We start from the raw sequence: 19,218 nt of genomic DNA, 5'->3' as shown, positions 1-19,218 counted from the left end.
TGTTAAACATTGCTATAAAAAGGTGTTTTTTTAGGTATTTGTTTTTAAAAAAGTCTATTTTTGGGACACAAAAACAAACAAACATTAATTTTATGTCAATTTGGAAAAGAAAATCGATTACTCAACTTCTTTCGGAAGCTGATGAATCAGAAAAAGGATTAAAAAGAACGCTTTCTTCAAAAGCATTGGTTGCTTTAGGTATTGGGGCAATCATCGGGGCAGGTTTATTTTCATTAACGGGTATCGCAGCTGCTGAGAATGCCGGTCCTGCTGTGACTTTATCATTTGTTTTAGCGGCAGTTGGATGTGCTTTTGCTGGTTTGTGTTATGCGGAATTCGCATCAATGATACCAGTAGCTGGTAGTGCATACACCTACTCATATGCTACAATGGGTGAGTTTATGGCTTGGATTATAGGCTGGGATCTTGTTTTAGAATATGCTTTGGGAGCTGCAACCGTTGGGGTGAGCTGGTCAAGATATTTCTTAGAGCTTATGAGTAAGTTCGGGATTCATCTTCCGCATGAATTTATTTGTTCTCCTTGGGAAAAATTAACTTTAAGTGATGGAACCGTTATTGATGGTGGTTTTATTAATCTACCTGCAGTAATAATTGTCTCTTTGCTTTCATTATTGTTGATTAGAGGTACAAAAGAATCAGCTTCTTTAAATAACTTCTTGGTAATCCTTAAAGTATCAGTGGTTATTTTATTCATTGTTTTAGGATGGAGTTATATTAACGAAGCAAACTATACTCCTTATATTCCTGAAAATACAGGTGTAAAAGGACAATTTGGTTGGTCAGGTATTGCTGCTGGAGCTGCAACAGTTTTCTTTGCTTTTATTGGTTTTGATGCAGTATCCACTGCTGCACAGGAAGCTAAAAATCCTCAAAAAGGTATGCCTATAGGTATCTTAGGGTCGTTGGTTGTATGTACTATTTTGTACGTATTATTTGCTCACGTAATGACGGGATTAGTGCCGTATTATAAGTTTGCAGGTGATGCCAAACCAGCCGCTACAGCTTTTGCTGTAACAGGTTATGATTTCCTTCAAAATGGATTAATTATCGCTATTCTTGCAGGATATACTTCGGTAATGCTTGTTATGTTGATGGGACAAAGCCGTGTATTCTATACCATGAGTACTGATGGTTTATTGCCTAAATTCTTCGGTGAAATTCATCCTAAATACAGAACGCCATGGAAAACCAATCTTTTCTTCTTAGTGTTCGTTAGTATTTTTGCTGGTTTTGTTCCGGTATCTGATTTAGGTCACATGGTAAGTATAGGAACATTGTTGGCATTCGTGTTAGTTTGTATAGGAGTATTAGTAATGCGTAAGAAAATGCCAGATGTGCCAAGAGCATTCAAAACACCTTTAGTGCCTTTCGTGCCAATTGCGGGTGTGGTGGTTTGTTTGTACTTGATGTATTCACTTCCTTTGGAGAGCTGGCTTCGTCTAGTTGTCTGGATGGGTATTGGTGTTGCTTTCTATTTCCTTTACGGTAAAAAGAATAGTAAACTAAATAATGGTGGAGAATAAATAATTTAATCACCAACATAATATAAATCCCAAACTAATAATTTGGGATTTTTTTGTTTCAATAACTAAGAGATTTTTCCGATATTTGTGCTATATGAAAACCACTTTTAAAGGTTTATTAGCCCATTTGAAGTTCCTCATCAAGAGAAATCCTGAATGAGAAAAGGTTCTTTTTGATTTATAGTAGTGTTTTGGTTAACCGACTTAAAACATTAAGTTTTACACTTTAAAATAAAAGAAGATGCCATTTTATCATAAACTAGGAAAAATACCCTATAAAAGACATATCCAATTCCGTAAAGAAAACGGGGATTTGTACTACGAGCAATTGTTCGGTACTATTGGATTTGACGGAATGTCAACCAATATGTATCATGAAAACCGACCTACTCAGGTTAAGGAAATCAGAAAACAATATTCAATTGCACCTAAAATAGCCAAAGCAAATAATATTCAATCGTATAGACTTCGTGGGTTTCAAGTGGAGCCAACTGATGATTTTTTGGAAAGCCGAAAAATTGTTTTGACGAATTCCGACTGTCATATCGCATTGGCTGCGCCTAAAAAATCGACAACTGATTATTTTTATAAAAATACAGATTCCGATGAGGTGATTTTCATTCATCGAGGTACCGGTAAATTAAGAACCATGCTGGGGAATTTGGATTTCAAGTATGGTGATTATTTGGTTATTCCTCGCGGAATGATTTATAAAATCGATTTCGATACCGAGGACAATCGTTTGTTTATTGTTGAGTCACATCGTCCGGTTTATACTCCAAAACGTTACCGTAACTGGTTCGGTCAATTGTTGGAACATTCACCGTTTTGTGAACGTGATATTCGTCGTCCAGAGGAATTGGAAACCAATAATAAAAAAGGGGATTTCATGATCAAAGTAAAAAAGAAAGATGAAATTTTTGAAATGATTTATGCAACCCACCCATTCGATGTAATTGGGTATGATGGTTTTAATTATCCTTATGCATTATCAATTCATGATTTCGAACCCATTACAGGACGTATTCATCAACCGCCTCCGGTGCACCAAACCTTCGAAACCGATGCGTTTGTGATCTGTTCTTTTGTACCGCGTTTGTATGACTATCATCCTGAATCAATTCCTGCGCCTTATAATCATAGTAATATTGATAGTGATGAGGTGTTGTATTATGTGGATGGTGATTTTATGAGTCGTAATGATATCGAAGCGGGTCATATATCGTTACACCCGGCTGGAATTCCACACGGACCGCATCCTGGTGCTACCGAAAGAAGTATCGGAAAAACGGAAACGCAAGAATTGGCTGTTATGGTTGATACGTTTAAGCCTTTGATGGTTACTGAAGATGCTATGAAAATTGCCGATGAGAAATACTACCAATCTTGGTTGGATTAATAACTTAAACACAACTTTTGACAAATTGACTTTGTCTTAAAATATAGAATATCATGTCACAAGAAATAAAATCAGTAGAATACGGATTAGAAAAAATATTTGAAGGAGCACAAGATTTCCTTCCGTTATTAGGAACAGATTATGTTGAGTTTTACGTTGGTAACGCGAAACAAGCAGCGCATTTTTATAAAACTGCGTTCGGATTTCAGTCGTTAGCTTATGCTGGATTGGAAACTGGAGTGAAAGACAGAGCTTCCTATGTGTTGAAGCAAGACAAAATACGTTTGGTGTTGACAACAGCATTGAATAGTGATTCGCCAATCGGTGAACATGTGAAAAAGCATGGTGACGGTGTTAAAGTGATTGCGCTTTGGGTTGAAGATGCACGTTCGGCATTTGAAGAAACTACGAAGCGTGGGGCAAAACCTTATTTCGAACCAAAAGTAGAAACAGACGAGAATGGTGAAGTGGTTCGTGCTGGTATTTATGGTGCTTACGGGGAAACAGTCTTTATTTTTGTGGAGCGTAAAAATTATAACGGAATCTTTTTACCCGGATACAATGAGTGGAAATCTGATTACAATCCAGAACCGGTTGGTTTAAAGTATATCGACCACATGGTTGGAAATACGGGTTGGAACAGAATGAATGAAGCGGTGAAATGGTTTGAAGATGTGATGGGATTTGTGAATTTTCTTTCCTTTGACGATAAACAAATTACTACCGAATATTCGGCTTTGATGTCTAAGGTAATGTCAAATGGTAACGGGAGAATTAAATTTCCAATTAACGAACCAGCTCATGGGAAAAAGCGTTCTCAAATTGAAGAATATTTAGATTTTTATGAAGATGAAGGTGTACAGCATATTGCCATTGCTACCGATGATATCATTTCTACTGTTGCCGAAATGCGTGCAAGAGGAATCGAATTTTTGAGTACACCACCACAAGCTTACTATGATGCAATTCCTGAAAGATTAAAAGATCATATGTCTAAATTCAAAGAAGATATTAATGAACTTCAGAAATTAGGGATTATGATTGATGCCGATGAAGAAGGTTATTTGTTGCAAATTTTTACTAAACCGGTTGAGGATAGGCCAACACTTTTCTTCGAAATTATTCAAAGAATGGGTGCCAAAGGTTTTGGTGCTGGTAATTTTAAGGCTTTGTTTGAATCAATAGAAAGAGAACAAGCAATCAGAGGAACATTATAATTGTTTAAGAATATTCAAAAAAATCCGGAAAATGCAATTTTCCGGATTTTTTGCATTTTCTAAGGGCTTGATTTTGAGTTATTTTCAAAATTGGCGTTTCGAATTTGTTAAATTAGTATTAATAAAAAATGATTTTTATTGAATAATCATCAAAAGAAAACGTTGTAGTACCTTTTATTTTGATAAAAATATGTTAAAGTTGATTTTTTGTTAGATAAAATTAAAAACCCGCTATATATTTGCGTCAGAATTCTAAGGGGTGGTTCCCTTTGAATTTTGATAAATTTTCATAATTTATAGTTTTTTGGTTGGTTAATAGCATAAAAACTCAGTTAGCAATGACTGGGTTTTTTTGTTTTTTATTACTTTTGGAATGGAAATTGTATTCTCTTTAGAAAACATAAATCCCAAAGAAATGAAAATAAGACTATTATTCTTCTCGTTGCTTTTCTCAATAACGGCAATCGCTCAAAAACCCACTGCTTTTGATGTTGGTGAATGGTTTAAATTCAGAATCCATTATGGTGTAGTAAATGCAGGTTATGCAACACTCGAAGTGAAAGAGGCGACTCGTAATAATAAAAAGGTTTTTTATGCAGTAGGACATGGGTATACTTCCGGAATGTCTCGTTTCTTTTTTAAAGTAGATGACCATTACCAAAGTCAGTTTGATAAAGAAACCACGAAACCTTATCAATACTTAAGAAAAATTGATGAAGGAGGCTATACTAAAAACCAGGAAGGCTTTTTTAACCAAGATAAAAATACGGTTTTAGTTAAAGACTATAAGAACGATACCGAAAAAACCTTTAGCGTTACCGAAAACGTTCAGGATATCATGTCTTCCTTCTATTATCTGAGAAATCATCCTAAAATCGATAAATTGACTGTTGGTGAATCGATTATAATAGATATGTTTTTTGATAATGAAATCTATAAGTTCAAATTGAAATTTGTTGGACGTGAAACCATCAGAACAAAATTCGGAAAAGTAAAAGCTATGGTGTTTCGTCCATTGGTGCAATCTGGAAGAGTTTTTAAAGAGCAGGAAAGTTTGACGGTTTGGATTTCAGATGACGAAAATAAGATACCTTTGCGTATTAAAGCCAGCTTGGCCGTTGGTTCGCTTAAAGCAGATTTAGATGCTTTTAAAGGATTGAAAAATCCGTTCATGATAATAAAAGAGTAAAGTAATGAGTGATTATTCAGGATTAGTAAACGAAATTGATCAAAAATACAAAGAGTTAAACCAAAAAACAGAAGCGTATCTTGAAGGATTGCTTTGGTCGAAACCCATTACGTATTGGGATTATATTCAAACCGATGCCTTGTTGAACCTTCAAGTGCAAAGAACTACATTGCCGGATGAAAACATTTTCATTATGTACCATCAGGTTAATGAATTGTTGTTCAAGATGATTCTTTGGGAAATCAAACAAGTGGCTCATTCTGAAAAATTAACTACCGAATTCTTTGCTGAGCGTTTAATGCGTATCAGTCGTTACTTTGATATGTTGACTACCTCTTTTACCATTATGGGAGATGGAATGGAAGTGGAACAATATATGAAATTCAGACACACTTTAACACCGGCAAGCGGATTCCAAAGTGCTCAATATCGAATGATCGAGTTTTGTTCTACTGATCTGATTAATTTAATTGATTATCGTTTTAGAGCAACGATAGATAGAAATACTCCGTATACACATGCTTTTGAACATTTGTATTGGCAAGCAGCCGGAAAAGATTATCAAACAGGTCAAAAATCGTATTTCTTGCAACAGTTTGAAGAAAAATACAAAGTAGAGTTCCTTCGTATTATGGAGGAATATAATACCATCAATCTTTGGCGTAAATTCAAAGAGCTTCCAGAAGCTGATCAGCAAAATCCAGAATTAGTAAAAGCAATGCGTCATTATGATTATACGGTAAATATAACGTGGGTAATGGGGCATTATAATGCAGCCAAAAAGTACATTGATAATGGCAAAGGCGACGGAGAAGCGACTGGCGGAAGCGACTGGAAAAAATACATGCATCCAAGATACCAACGACGTATTTTCTTCCCTGAGCTTTGGTCAGAACAAGAATTAGCGTCTTGGGGTGAGAATGTTTAAAATTTTCTTATATTAGCTTTCATATCTCTTTTATCCACTTTTTTGTTCGGATAATGCTAAATAAAGCTCCTTTTGAAGAAATACATCCTTTTTTTAATTGTTACATTTTTAACAGTTTCTTGTAAAAATGATAAAGTTGAAGTGGTTCAGCCTATAAAAAAGCCAGAGCCTATAGTATATGACTTTGGTTTTAAACTGAATGATTATTCTGTGGTTCGGGATACTATCAAAAAAGAAGATACTTTTGGAAGTATTCTTGAAAAACAAAATCTAAACGGGAAACAAGTTCATGAAATTATCAGTAAAGTAAAAGATACTTTTAATGTTCGTATTATGCGGTTGGGTAAACCTTATACCCTGTTGCGAACTAAAGATAAAACTAAGAAGCTTCAATACTTTATTTACCAACCGGATCAGTTAAGTTATTATATAGTTGATTTCACCGATTCAATTGTGAAAGCTTCAAAAAAAATAAAACCGGTTACTTTTAGAAGACGCACTATTGCTGGTGAATTGAATGGTTCACTTTCAGAAACATTAAAAAATGAAGGAGTAGCGGCTTCATTATCGTCTAAATTAACCAATGTTTATAAATGGTCAATTGACTTCTTTAAGTCTAAAAAAGGAGATAAATTTGCGGTTACTTTTACCGAACGCTATATCAACGATTCCATTTATGATGGAGTAGATTCTTTGGAATGTGCTTTTTTTGAATACAAAGGAAAGCGAGTGTATGCATTTCCATTCAAACAATCACCAAAGGATAGAATTGAATACTATGATGAAGAAGGCAAAGCATTAAAAAATTTCTTCTTGAAAGCACCTTTGAAATCGATTAATATAACTTCTCGATTTTCGAAAAGACGTTTTCATCCAGTGCAAAAATTCTTCAAACCACATAATGGTACCGATTATGCTGCACCACATGGAACTCCCATAATGTCAACCGCAAACGGTGTGGTGGAATTGGCGGGTTATACTGCTGGAAACGGGAATCATGTCAAAGTCAAACATGATAAAACCTATTCAACCCAATATTTGCATATGTCTCGAATTTTAGTTCGACGTGGACAAAGAGTAAGACAAGGTCAAATTATTGGTAAAGTAGGTAGTACCGGCTTGGCTTCTGGACCACATGTGTGTTATCGTTTTTGGAAAAATGGCAAACAAGTCGATGCTTTAAAGTTGAAACTGCCAAACTCTACTCCAATGAATGCAGCGAATAAACCCCGATATTTGACTTTTATCGAACCTCTGAAAAGAGAATTGGATAGTGTAGCCGGTGTGCAATAAGTGGTATGAACTTGTCGAAACAGGGAATTGAATAAGTTTCCTATACTATAACGTTTTCGCTTTAAAAACTTCGTTAGAAGTTGATTTTGTTGGTAATTTATCAAAAGCAAAATTGTAAATTCGCTATTCAATAGTTTGAAAAAACAGAAATTATGCCGTTACCTTCTATCAATCCTTCCGAAACTTCTGCTTGGGAAAAGCTCAGAGAGCATTTTGCAGAAACGCAATATGTAGACATGCAAGAGTTGTTTGCAATTGACAATCAAAGAACAGAAAAATTCCATATTCAATGGGGAAAATTTTTGTTGGATTATTCCAAGAATAAAATCAACCAGACAACAATGGATTTGCTTTTGGAACTGGCTGAAGAGGTTGGTTTGCAAAAAGCGATAGAAGCTCAGTTTTCTGGTGAGCCTATCAATCAGACCGAAAATCGCGCTGTTTTGCATACCGCCTTGCGAGCTAATGAGAATGATGTTTTTTTAGTTGATGGTCACAATGTAATCCCGGAAATTTTCGAAGTAAAAAAGAAGATGCGTGCTTTTTCTGAAGAAATAATTTCAGGCAATCGAAAAGGATTTACTGGTAAAGCATTTACAGATATTGTTAATATAGGAATAGGCGGATCAGATTTAGGTCCAGCAATGGTGGTAGAAGCACTTCAGTTTTACAAAAATCATCTGAACGTTCATTTCGTATCCAATGTTGATGGAGATCATGTTCAAGAAATTATAAAGGAACTCAATCCTGAAACCACATTGTTTGTTGTGGCCTCCAAAACATTTACAACTCAGGAAACACTTTCCAATGCAGAAACCATTCGATCGTGGTTTTTACAATCAGCACAGCAAAAAGATGTGGCAAAACACTTTGTCGCTGTGTCCACTAATATTCAAAAAGTAACGGATTTTGGAATTCACCCCGATAATATCTTTCCGATGTGGGATTGGGTTGGAGGACGATTTTCGTTATGGAGCGCTGTTGGTTTGACAATTAGTTTGGCAGTTGGTTTTGATCACTTTGAAGCGCTTTTGTCTGGCGCAAATGCGATGGATACGCATTTTAAAACGACATCTTTCGATAAAAACATGCCTGTAGTTTTGGCATTATTGAGTGTTTGGTACAATAATTTTCATGGCGCTGAAAGCGAAGCGTTGATTCCATATACTCAGTATTTGCAAAAATTGGCGCCCTACTTGCAACAAGGAATTATGGAAAGTAATGGGAAAAGTGTAGGACGCAATGGATATCCTGTAAATTATCAAACAGGAACCATTATTTGGGGAGAGCCAGGAACCAATTCCCAACACGCTTTTTTTCAATTGATTCATCAAGGAACCAAATTGATTCCGACAGACTTTATTGGATTTAAGAAGTCTTTGTATGGAGATAAATCACATCACGATAAATTAATGTCGAATTTCTTTGCTCAAACCGAAGCTTTATTGAACGGTAAATCGGCTGAACAAGTTGAAAATGAATTCCAACAGTTGGGTTTTTCGGAAGAAAAAGCAGCGGCTTTACTGCCATTTAAGGTTTTTCTTGGGAACAAACCAACCAATACATTATTGATTGATTCGTTGACACCTGAAACCTTGGGAGCTTTGATTGCTTTGTATGAACATAAAATATTTGTGCAAGGTGTGGTTTGGAATATCTATAGTTATGATCAATGGGGTGTAGAATTAGGTAAACAATTGGCTACTACAATTTTAGAAGAAATTAACAGTTCTGAGGTAAAAAAGCATGATTCTTCGACTGAATTTTTATTGAAGAATTATTTAATAAACTGACAATTAGTTAAATTTAACTCTGAAATTTATTTAAAATCGGCTAATAATTGCCGATTTTTTTGTTTTTAATGAATTTTGTTTAAAGGTATGCCTGCATAATGTTAACATTAACTTAACATTGGACTTGATTATTTGTTACAATTTTGCCTAAACAAAAAATTTAAACATCACAAATGAGAAACATGAAAAATTGGTTTTTAGTGACTTTCTTTTTCCTAAGCATTTCGTCTGTATTTGCTCAAGGTAAAATCTCTGGAGTAGTTCAAGATAAAGTTGGACCACTTCCGGGAGCAAACGTTGTTATTCAAGGAACAACAACTTCTGTGTCTACTGGCTTCGACGGTAGTTTCACTTTAAATTCTTCAAAAGCAACAGGTGTGCTTGTTGTGTCTTACTTAGGGTATCAAACTCAAAAAGTTGAATTTTCAATTGTAGGTAGTTCTACAAACTTAGGAACTATTGTTTTACAAGACGAAAGCAATCAATTAGGTGAGGTTGTTGTTACTTCTACAGTAATAGACGTAGCAAAAGATAGAAAAACTCCGGTTGCAGTATCTACAATTAAAGCAGCTGAAATCAGAGAAAAATTAGGTTCACAGGAATTTCCTGAAATCTTAGCTACTACTCCTTCAGTTTATGCTACTAAATCAGGTGGTGGTTTCGGAGATGCAAGAGTTACCATTCGTGGATTCGACCAAAGAAACATTGCGGTTATGATTAATGGTGTTCCGGTTAATGATATGGAAAACGGATCGGTTTTCTGGAGTAACTGGGCTGGTTTATCAGATGTAACTTCAGCTATGCAGGTGCAAAGAGGTTTAGGTTCTTCAAAATTGGCTATCTCCTCAGTGGGTGGTACAATTAATATTATTACTAGAAGTGCTGATACTAAAGAAGGAGGATCTATTTCTGCGACAATTGGTAATGATAACTATATCAAAACTTTAGCTTCTTACTCAACAGGTAAGATGAAAAATGGTCTTTCAGCTTCTATTTTGTTAAGTAACACAATGGGTGACGGATATGTTGATGGAACTAAATTTGAAGGTCAAAATTATTTTATTGGATTTGGATATGAAATCAATGAAAAACATGACTTACAATTTACTTTTACAGGTGCACCACAATGGCATCACCAAAGAAGTTTTGCAAACCACTTAGGTTCATATATTAAATTTGGAAACCCAGCAGAAAATACACCAAACATCAAATACAACTCTGATTGGGGTCATTTGAATGGAAGAGAATTTTCTTGGGCAAGAAATTTCTACCACAAACCGGTTGCATCATTGAACTACGATTGGAAAATCAATGATAAAATGAAATTATCTTCTGTATTCTACGGTTCTTGGGGTCGTGGTGGAGGAACAGGAAATATCGGTAGATCTCCTTTTGCTTTCAAAACAGTTAATGGTTTAGTACCTTTTAATGACTTTTACGCATACAACACTGGTACTTATAACGCTGCTACAAGAGAAGCTTTCTACGGAGGAACAGGAAATACAGGTATTATTTCTGGGCCTTCTAATTTAGCACCAACAAACGGTGAACAAATTACAAGCCGTACTGCTGGTTTTACAAGAAGAGCTTCTATTAACTCTCACGACTGGTATGGTGGAGTAGTTAACTTGAATACTAAATTGAATGATAAATTGACTTTAGATTTTGGTTTAGATGCAAGAACTTATATCGGGTACCATTTTAGAAATGTGAGTAACAGATTAGGTGCTGATGGTTATTTTGATAATAGAGATATCAATAATCCAAATCGTTTCTTGTATGAAACCTATGCTGCAACTCCAAGTTTCAACCCTTTTGCTAATGTAAAAGATCAGGAAAAAATCGAATACAATAACAATGGATTCGTAAAATGGTACGGAGCTTTCACTCAGTTAGAGTATACTAATGATAAATTATCTGCATTCTTTCAAGGTGCTATTTCTCAGCAAGGTTTCAAAAGAGAAGATACATTCGTTTACTTAAGTTCAGACGACCTTTATATGACAGACTATGAAAATATTCTTGGTGGTAATGTTAAAGGTGGTGTAAATTACAACATCAACGATCAAATGAATGTTTTTGCAAATGCAGGTTATTATTCAAAACAACCTTTCTTTAATGCTGTTTATCCAAACAACCAATCTATTGTTGCTGGAAATCTTACGAATGAAAAGATTTTAGGTCTTGAAGCAGGTTACGGTTACCGTTCTCCTAAATTCAATGCTAATTTGAATGCATACTATACTTCATGGAAAGATAGATTCCAACGTTCAACTGACGCTGCTCCAGATAACGTAGGTGGATATTATAACTTCTCTGGTATTGAAGAAATTCACGCTGGTTTAGAATTGGATATCAATGCAAAACCGTTGCCTAGATTAGGTATTACTGCAATGGCGTCTTTGGGTGATTGGAAATACAAAGGAAACAGTTTAAGTCAAAGATTTGATGCAAACAATGATCCGGTTGCGGGTGGAACAGCGACAACGTTATTCCTTGACGGAGTTAAAGTGGGTGACGTAGCGCAATGGACAGCTAGTTTTGGTGCTAACTACGAAGTTGTAGATAATTTGAAAGTTGATGCAACGTACAGATTTGCAGATAAATTATATGCAAGTATTGATCCAGCAAGATTTACAGCTGAAGATAATAAAGGTACTTTATTGTTGCCAAGTTATGGTTTAGTGGATGCAGGGTTGTCTTTAAAAGTTAACAGAACTAAAGGAAGTAAAGATTCTTTCAACTTCAGAATTAACGTAAATAACCTTTTAAATGAAGTGTATATTGCTGAATCTAGAACTAATCAATTCGTCGCAACTGAGGCAGAGTTTAATGCTGGAACAGGTGACGGTAGAGGTGTTTTGCAAAATGGTTCAATCGTTAATCAACCTTTATTAGGTGCTGGTGAAGGTAGATATGCTACTTACCAAGATTACTTAGCTAAAGGTACGTATGATGGTGTTGATTCAAGAAACCAGGTTTTCTTCGGTTTCGGAAGAACATGGAACTTCTCTTTGAGATACGATTTCTAATCATTACAAAGTGTATATATCAAAACCATCTGTTCAGGCAGATGGTTTTGTTTTTTTTGGCTATATTTGTTTTAAACTAAAACTATCAAAATGTACGAATTTATACAAAAATTTCACTCAGGCTGGGCTTATTTGGCTCTTGTGTTGTTATTGGTTGCTGTTTTGAACAGTGCTTCAGGTTTTTTTGGAAAGAAAGAATTTACTGCTAAAGATCGAAAAATTTCTCTATTCGGATTGATTGCAGCGCATATTCAACTTTTAGTTGGATTGATCTTGTATTTTGTTTCTCCTTTAGGTCACGCTTTGTTGGGCGAAATGAAAGATGCAGCAGTACGTTTAACTTCTTTGGAACATCCATTGATTAATGTTATTGCTTTGGTTTTGATTACTATCGGTTGGTCAAAACATAAAAGACAAGCTGAGAGTGCTGCTAAATTCAAATCGATTCTTGTTTTCTTTGGATTGGGATTGGTTCTAATTTTAAGTAGAATTCCATGGTCTCTATGGTTCTAAAATAAAGCAAAAGTCCTTTAATTAGGGCTTTTTGTTTTTTAGGTATGGTATTTGATTAAAGAGGTGTGATGTTAAATAAAACTGATATGATAAATAGAATTTTACTGGTAATTACCACATCGATAGCTGTAATGCTGATTTCAAATTTCTCCTTTAGAAAATTTGACAAAAAAAATTATGCTTTTTCTCAAGTTCAGGATACTGTAAAAAATGATACCATCGATAGCCTAACTATTGATAGCCTTTCAATAGAAGAAGGATTGTACAACTATAAATTGTACAAAAGCAATGCGCATGCTTCCTATTATTCCAATAAATTCAATGGAAGAAAGACGGCAAGTGGTGAACGCTTCAATAATAAAAAATTTACTGCCGCACACCGCAAATTTAAATTCGGAACGCTTTTAAGGATTACTAACCTTCGTAATGGAAAACACGTTTTGGTGAAAGTCAATGATAGAGGCCCTCATGTGAGAAGCCGTGAAATTGATTTATCGAGGGCTGCTTTTATGTTTTTGGCTACAAATAAAGCCGGAGGCGAAATGCGTGTAAAAATAGAAATTGCTCAAAAGAAAGAATGATTTACCAACTTTGGTAAGGGTTATTGCTCAAATAGGCATTATAATACTTTTCATCGCCAGTAACTTCATCTCCTAACCAATCTGGTTTGTAAAAGGGTTCGTTTTCTTCTTTTAGCTCGATTTCAGCAATAATTAAGCCATTATTTTCTCCTGAGAACACATCAACTTCATATATATGATTTTGGGCTGGAATTTCGTATCTAATTTTGTCGATCACTCCTTTTTCACATAAAGAAAGTAAATGCTCGGCGTCTGTTATTGAAATTTCTGTTTCCCATTCGAGTCTTGACGTGCCAGATTCGTTTCCTTTGCCTTTTATGGTCAAATAACCTTTTTCGCCTTTAATACGAATTCTGACTGTTCGTTCAGGATTTGAATTCAAATAACCTTGAACTATTCTGTTTTGTGTAACTGCCAATTCTTTGAAAGCAGTGTTGGTAACTAAAAATTTGCGTTCTATTTCAATCATAGGATAAAGGTATTAAATTTGTCCTATGACCGAATCTATTCCTCAAAGAAAAATAATCCATGTCGATATGGATGCTTTCTATGCTTCTGTGGAGCAGATGGATAATCCTGAATTGAAAGGGAAACCATTGGCTGTTGGAGGAAATGAGGTGCGTGGAGTAGTATCGGCAGCGAGTTATGAAGCGAGAAAATTTGGCGTACGTAGTGCTATGAGTGGCATACAAGCGAAACGATTATGCCCGGAATTAATATTCGTCCGACCAAGGTTTGATCGCTACAAAGAAATTTCCAAACAAATCCGCAAAATTTTTCATGATTATACCGATTTGGTCGAACCTCTTTCTCTAGATGAGGCCTATCTCGATGTAACTGTAAATAAGAAGGGAAATCCGAGTGCTAGTCTAATCGCTCAAGAAATCCGTAAACGAATATTTGACGAAGTTGGTTTAACTGCATCTGCTGGAATTTCTATTAATAAATTTGTAGCTAAAATTGCTTCGGATTATAACAAACCAAATGGTCAGAAAACCATTAACCCAGATGAAGTGGAACCTTTCTTGGAAGGTTTGGATGTGAAAAAGTTTTATGGTATAGGTAAAGTTACTACCGAAAAAATGTACCAGTTGGGTATTTATACCGGTGCCGACTTAAAATCGAAATCCTTAGAGTATTTAGACGAACATTTTGGGAAAAGTGGTAGGCATTATTATTATTTGGTACGTGGTATATCACATAGCGCTGTTAAGCCTAATAGAACAACAAAATCGGTCGCTGCTGAACATACGTTTTATACGAATCTGACTTCGGAAATTTTTATGGAGGAAAAATTGGAGCGAATCGCTGATGAACTTTCTCGACGTCTTCAAAAGCATAAAATTTCAGGAAAAACAATTACACTTAAAATCAAATACAGTGATTTTACCCAGCAAACTAGGAGTAAAACCTTGCCTTATTTTATTTCGGATAAAGGTTTATTGTTCGAAAATGCTAAAGAATTATTGTATCAAGAACGTATGAAGGATTCTGTTCGTTTGTTAGGAATTTCATTGGCTAACTTGAATACGGAGATAAAAAAAACCGTAGTCGTTCAACTACGGTTTGAATTTTAATCGGTAGTGTAAAATTAAACTATTTCAGAAATACGTAAGGTATTTACCATTCCTTTGTCAACCACCGGCATCGCCGCAAGATTTACTAAAATGTCCCCTTTTTGCACATAACCGGTTTCGTAGGCAATAGCATTAATATCATCAATAGTATCATCTGTACTTACAAACTTGTCATAGAAAAAAGCATGTACACCCCAAAGTAAATTCAATTGGGTTAAGATGCGTTTGTTGGATGTGAATACCAAAACATGTGCGTGTGGACGCCAAGCCGAAACTTGGAATGCGGTATAACCACTATTGGTTAAAGTGGTGATGGCTTTTGCTTCGATATCGTCTGCTAAAATGGCAGCGTGATAGCAAATATGTTTCGTGATATAACGATTGGTTTTGATTTGAGGTTGCTTTTGTGGTACCTGAATTAGTGGCGAATCTTCAACTGCTTCAATGATTTGTGTCATTTTTTCGATAACCTGCACGGGGTAATTTCCAACAGAAGTCTCTCCCGAAAGCATTACAGCATCTGCACCATCCATAACTGAATTGGCAACGTCATTTACTTCTGCACGTGTTGGAGTTAAGCTTGTAATCATTGTTTCCATCATTTGTGTTGCTACAATTACTGGAATACGCGCTAATTTTGCTCTATTGATTAATTTTTTCTGAATCAAAGGAACTTCATGTGCAGGAAGTTCTACACCAAGATCACCACGAGCTACCATTAAACCATCGCAATGCGCTACAATTTTGTCAATATTTTCAACTGCTTCAGGTTTTTCTATTTTAGCTACAATTGGAATTTTATGATCCGAATGTTTTTCGATCAAATCTCGTAAATCTTTTAAATCCTCTGGAGTTCTTACGAAGGATAAAGCCAACCAGTCTACTTTATTTTCGATAGCGAAAATAGCATCTCTAATATCTTTTTCAGTCAATGCAGGTAAAGAAACTTTTGTATTGGGTAAATTCACTCCTTTTTTGGATTTCAGCGGACCACCCTGAATTACTTTACAAACCACTTTTGCTTTTTTATCAGTTGAAACGGCTTCAAAAATTAATTTTCCGTCATCCAACAAAATGCGTTCACCTGGGTTAACATCTTGAGGGAAGGTTTTGTAAGTCATGTATACATTATCCGGTGTTCCGGGAACATCGTCAGTAGTTTGGAAAGTGACCAAATCACCTTCGTTTACAACGACATCTTCTTTCATAACTCCAACGCGAAGTTTGGGTCCTTGTAAATCGGCTAAAATGGCAGTTGTATAACCACATTCGTCGTTTATTTCTCTGATGATTCGGATTCTTTCGGCAACATCTGTATAGTCGGCATGAGAGAAATTGATTCGGAATACATCAACTCCGGCTTCCATCATTTTTTGGATCACTTCTTTTGTACTACACGCTGGACCTAGGGTAGCTACAACTTTGGTCTTTTTTCTTGTTGGCATCGTTAAAAAATTAAATTGTTTTTCGATTTGATCTCATGAACATCTACTTCATACACCGTGTTGATAGAGTCAATCTTTTTAATTTTACTTATTATTTCTTTAATATCTATTTGTTCGTCATGTTCTATTTTTAGAAAATAATCCACTTTTTTGAGTTCATTAATCAGATTAACCTGATTTACCACAACATCATCGTCAAAAAGTGAGTTGTTTTTGACTTGAACCGGCATTTCAATTTCTTGTTTGTTCTGAATTAAATCCCATGCCATCATGGCAATTTCATCTTCAAAAGTAAACCTTGAAAATGAGGTTTTTTGTTTGTTGATTTCAATAGGGATTTCGTCTTCGTTTTTAGAAAGTAAAATTTCTAACTGTTGATTTATTTTGAATGCTAACCTGAAATCTTCCAAGGTTGTGTGTATGGCAATAAGATCATAATCTACTTGGTCAAAATCCTCTAACTGTAATTTATGAATGGCCATATAATTCAAAATAAGATGTAAATATACTATTAATAACCGACTTAAAACAGTATAAAACGTTAGCTTTTTGCTAATTTATTAACGAAAACGTTTGAGTTTTAGAAAGATAGCTTCTATTTGGAATCAATTTTGGATTGAAAAACGAAATAGGCTCTTTTGGAAGCAATTTCTTCTGCTTTCTTTTTTGAAGTTGCACGAGCTTTGGCCACAACTTTACTGTCAATATGTAGTTTAACACCAAAGTATTTTAAATTACCGGTGCCGTTGTCGTCGTATACTTCGTAGTTGAATGATTTTTTTTCTTTTTGGCACCATTCAATCAGCAAACTTTTGTAACTGATGACTTTGCCTTCCAAGCGATCAATATCAACGTAGGGTTTGATGATTTTTCGATGAATGAATTTTTCGCAGTATAAAAAACCTTTATCAAGGTAGATGGCGCCTATAAATGCTTCAAAAATATTACCATGTACATTTTCTCCAAAATGCTGCGGAGCTACCTTGCTTTCCACAAATTGAATCAAGTTAAAGTCTTTCCCTAATTCATTAAGGTGTTCACGGCTCACTATTTTTGAGCGCATTTTTGTAAGGTAGCCTTCATCTCCTTTGGGTACTTTGTTGAAAAGATGCGCTGCAATCACTGAGCCCAACATAGCATCACCCAAAAACTCCAAACGTTCATAATTGATTGGGTTTCCGTTTTCATCCGTTTTATTCATGGAACGGTGAGTGAATGCTTTTTTATAATGCTCTAGGTTGTTTGGCTTAAAGCCGAGTAATTTCTCGAGTTTATCAAAAAAAATCCCGTCTTCAGGCGAACGGGAAGTTTTAAATATTTTTTTAATAATACTCATATAGAGGAATTAATCAATTTTTTTGAATAAAACACAAGCATTGTGACCACCAAATCCGAAAGTATTACTCATAGCTACTTTAATTTCTCTCTTTTGAGCTTTATTAAGTGTTAAGTTTAACGAAGGATCAATGTTTTCATCCACTACGGAGTGGTTGATGGTTGGTGGAATAATTCCATGTTTTATGGCTAAAACTGAAGCAATCGCTTCAATAGCTCCGGCGGCACCAAGCAAGTGTCCGGTCATTGACTTTGTAGAATTGATATTGATGTTTTTAGCATGATCTCCAAAAACAGCACTGATTGCTTTTAATTCTGCTACGTCTCCAAGTGGAGTTGAAGTTCCATGAGTATTGATGTGTTCAACATCCTCAGGCTTCATACCGGCATCATTTAAGCAGTTTTGCATAACGGCAATTACCCCAATTCCTTCTGGATGTGGTGCTGTTAAGTGATACGCGTCTGAAGACATACCTCCACCGCCTACCTCACAATATATTTTTGCTCCTCTTGCTTTTGCATGTTCGTATTCTTCCAATACCAAAGCGCCTGCTCCTTCGCCTAGAACAAAACCGTCTCTTGTTGCGTCAAAAGGTCTTGAGGCACTTTCTGGGCTTTCGTTTCTGGTTGATAAGGCTTGCATTGAATTGAATCCACCCATACCAGCAATGGTAACGGCAGCTTCTGAACCACCTGAAATGATTACATCACACATTCCTAAGCGGATGTAATTGAAAGCATCAATCAAAGCATTGGCAGATGAAGCACAAGCAGAAACTGTTGTGTAGTTTGGGCCCATAAATCCATTACGCATTGAAATATGTGCTGGTGCAATATCGGCAATCATTTTAGGTATGAAGAAAGGGTTGAAACGTGGTGTTCCGTCACCTTTTGCATAGCTCAAAACTTCTTCTTGGAAAGTTTCCAAACCACCAATTCCTGCACCCCAGATAACACCAACTCTGGCTTTGTTAACATTAGAGTCTGTTATTCCGGCATCTTTAATGGCTTGATCCCCTGCTACAATAGCATATTGGGCAAATTTGTCCATTCTGCGGGACTCTTTTTTGTCAATATAATCTTCAACATTGAAGTTTTTTACTTCACAGGCAAATTTTGTTTTATGTTTTTCAGTGTCATAATACGTGATTGGTGCAGCACCGCTTTTACCGTTAATTAGACCGTTCCAATATTCTTCAATTGTGTTTCCTATTGGGGTAAGTGCTCCTAATCCTGTTACTACTACTCGCTTTAATTGCATCCTTAGTTGGTTTTGTTTGATATAAAAAAACCCATGGTACTTTTAATTAACTAAAAGAAACAATGGGTATTACATAATATTTTATGATTGTAATACAATCAATGTTTTTAC

At 35.5% G+C, this 19,218-nt stretch carries 16 protein-coding genes; 11 read left to right on the top strand and 5 right to left on the bottom strand.

Features of this window, described 5'->3' with window-relative positions; translation table 11 throughout:
• Positions 1 to 92: 92 nt before the first annotated feature.
• The 10 genes from ACFO7M_RS03430 (at position 93) to ACFO7M_RS03385 (ending at position 13,489) form a co-directional block, all read left to right on the top strand.
• A complete protein-coding gene (locus ACFO7M_RS03430; RefSeq protein WP_379718072.1) occupies positions 93 to 1,544 on the top strand; it encodes an amino acid permease in 1,452 nt (483 codons plus the stop codon).
• 241 nt (positions 1,545 to 1,785) lie between these two features.
• On the top strand, positions 1,786 to 2,943 hold the full coding sequence (locus ACFO7M_RS03425; RefSeq protein WP_379734029.1) for a homogentisate 1,2-dioxygenase: 1,158 nt from the start codon (positions 1,786 to 1,788) through the stop codon (positions 2,941 to 2,943).
• 53 nt (positions 2,944 to 2,996) lie between these two features.
• Positions 2,997 to 4,160, top strand: a complete 1,164-nt coding sequence (gene hppD / locus ACFO7M_RS03420; protein WP_379718076.1) for a 4-hydroxyphenylpyruvate dioxygenase — start codon at positions 2,997 to 2,999, stop codon at positions 4,158 to 4,160.
• Between the two features lie 415 nt (positions 4,161 to 4,575).
• Complete coding sequence (locus ACFO7M_RS03415) at positions 4,576 to 5,349, top strand: DUF3108 domain-containing protein (protein ID WP_379718078.1); 774 nt, start codon at positions 4,576 to 4,578, stop codon at positions 5,347 to 5,349.
• Positions 5,350 to 5,353: 4 nt separating this feature from the next.
• Positions 5,354 to 6,277, top strand: coding sequence for a tryptophan 2,3-dioxygenase family protein (locus ACFO7M_RS03410; protein WP_379734027.1), 924 nt, complete (start codon positions 5,354 to 5,356; stop codon positions 6,275 to 6,277).
• Between the two features lie 72 nt (positions 6,278 to 6,349).
• Positions 6,350 to 7,570 carry a M23 family metallopeptidase gene (locus ACFO7M_RS03405; RefSeq protein ID WP_379734025.1) on the top strand — a complete coding sequence of 407 codons (1,221 nt, stop codon included), beginning with the start codon at positions 6,350 to 6,352 and terminating at the stop codon, positions 7,568 to 7,570.
• A 152-nt stretch (positions 7,571 to 7,722) separates the two neighbouring features.
• Positions 7,723 to 9,363, top strand: a complete 1,641-nt coding sequence (pgi, locus tag ACFO7M_RS03400) for a glucose-6-phosphate isomerase (protein ID WP_379734023.1) — start codon at positions 7,723 to 7,725, stop codon at positions 9,361 to 9,363.
• 173 nt (positions 9,364 to 9,536) lie between these two features.
• The gene (locus ACFO7M_RS03395) at positions 9,537 to 12,395 is read left to right on the top strand and encodes a TonB-dependent receptor (protein ID WP_379718086.1); all 2,859 of its coding nucleotides are present in this window, start codon (positions 9,537 to 9,539) and stop codon (positions 12,393 to 12,395) included.
• 90 nt (positions 12,396 to 12,485) lie between these two features.
• On the top strand, positions 12,486 to 12,908 hold the full coding sequence (locus tag ACFO7M_RS03390; RefSeq protein WP_379734021.1) for a hypothetical protein: 423 nt from the start codon (positions 12,486 to 12,488) through the stop codon (positions 12,906 to 12,908).
• An 86-nt stretch (positions 12,909 to 12,994) separates the two neighbouring features.
• Complete coding sequence (locus ACFO7M_RS03385) at positions 12,995 to 13,489, top strand: septal ring lytic transglycosylase RlpA family protein (RefSeq protein ID WP_379718090.1); 495 nt, start codon at positions 12,995 to 12,997, stop codon at positions 13,487 to 13,489.
• A 1-nt stretch (position 13,490) separates the two neighbouring features.
• On the opposite strand, the gene ACFO7M_RS03380 is transcribed toward ACFO7M_RS03385, so the two are convergent.
• Positions 13,491 to 13,958: a CYTH domain-containing protein gene (locus ACFO7M_RS03380; RefSeq protein WP_379734019.1), complete on the bottom strand. Its 468-nt coding sequence runs from the start codon at positions 13,956 to 13,958 to the stop codon at positions 13,491 to 13,493.
• Between the two features lie 25 nt (positions 13,959 to 13,983).
• Here ACFO7M_RS03380 and dinB point away from each other — a divergent pair, with 25 nt between their 5' ends.
• Positions 13,984 to 15,066 (top strand): DNA polymerase IV, encoded by a 1,083-nt coding sequence (dinB, locus tag ACFO7M_RS03375; RefSeq protein WP_379734017.1) that lies wholly within the window; start codon positions 13,984 to 13,986, stop codon positions 15,064 to 15,066.
• A gap of 14 nt (positions 15,067 to 15,080) precedes the next feature.
• Here dinB and pyk read toward each other — a convergent pair whose 3' ends face one another.
• The 4 genes from pyk to fabF form a co-directional block, all read right to left on the bottom strand.
• Positions 15,081 to 16,511: a pyruvate kinase gene (pyk, locus tag ACFO7M_RS03370; RefSeq protein WP_379718096.1), complete on the bottom strand. Its 1,431-nt coding sequence runs from the start codon at positions 16,509 to 16,511 to the stop codon at positions 15,081 to 15,083.
• Between the two features lie 2 nt (positions 16,512 to 16,513).
• Positions 16,514 to 16,993 carry an IPExxxVDY family protein gene (locus ACFO7M_RS03365; RefSeq protein ID WP_379718098.1) on the bottom strand — a complete coding sequence of 160 codons (480 nt, stop codon included), beginning with the start codon at positions 16,991 to 16,993 and terminating at the stop codon, positions 16,514 to 16,516.
• A 113-nt stretch (positions 16,994 to 17,106) separates the two neighbouring features.
• The gene (gene rnc / locus ACFO7M_RS03360; protein WP_379718100.1) at positions 17,107 to 17,847 is read right to left on the bottom strand and encodes a ribonuclease III; all 741 of its coding nucleotides are present in this window, start codon (positions 17,845 to 17,847) and stop codon (positions 17,107 to 17,109) included.
• Positions 17,848 to 17,856: 9 nt separating this feature from the next.
• Positions 17,857 to 19,107, bottom strand: a complete 1,251-nt coding sequence (gene fabF / locus ACFO7M_RS03355; RefSeq protein WP_379718102.1) for a beta-ketoacyl-ACP synthase II — start codon at positions 19,105 to 19,107, stop codon at positions 17,857 to 17,859.
• Positions 19,108 to 19,218 lie beyond the last annotated feature (111 nt).

Origin of the sequence: Flavobacterium sp. GCM10023249, assembly GCF_042653365.1 — a bacterium.
GTDB lineage: Bacteria > Bacteroidota > Bacteroidia > Flavobacteriales > Flavobacteriaceae > Flavobacterium.
Note: the sequence above shows the minus strand (reverse complement) of the source record. Positions and strands in the feature narration are given on the sequence as shown.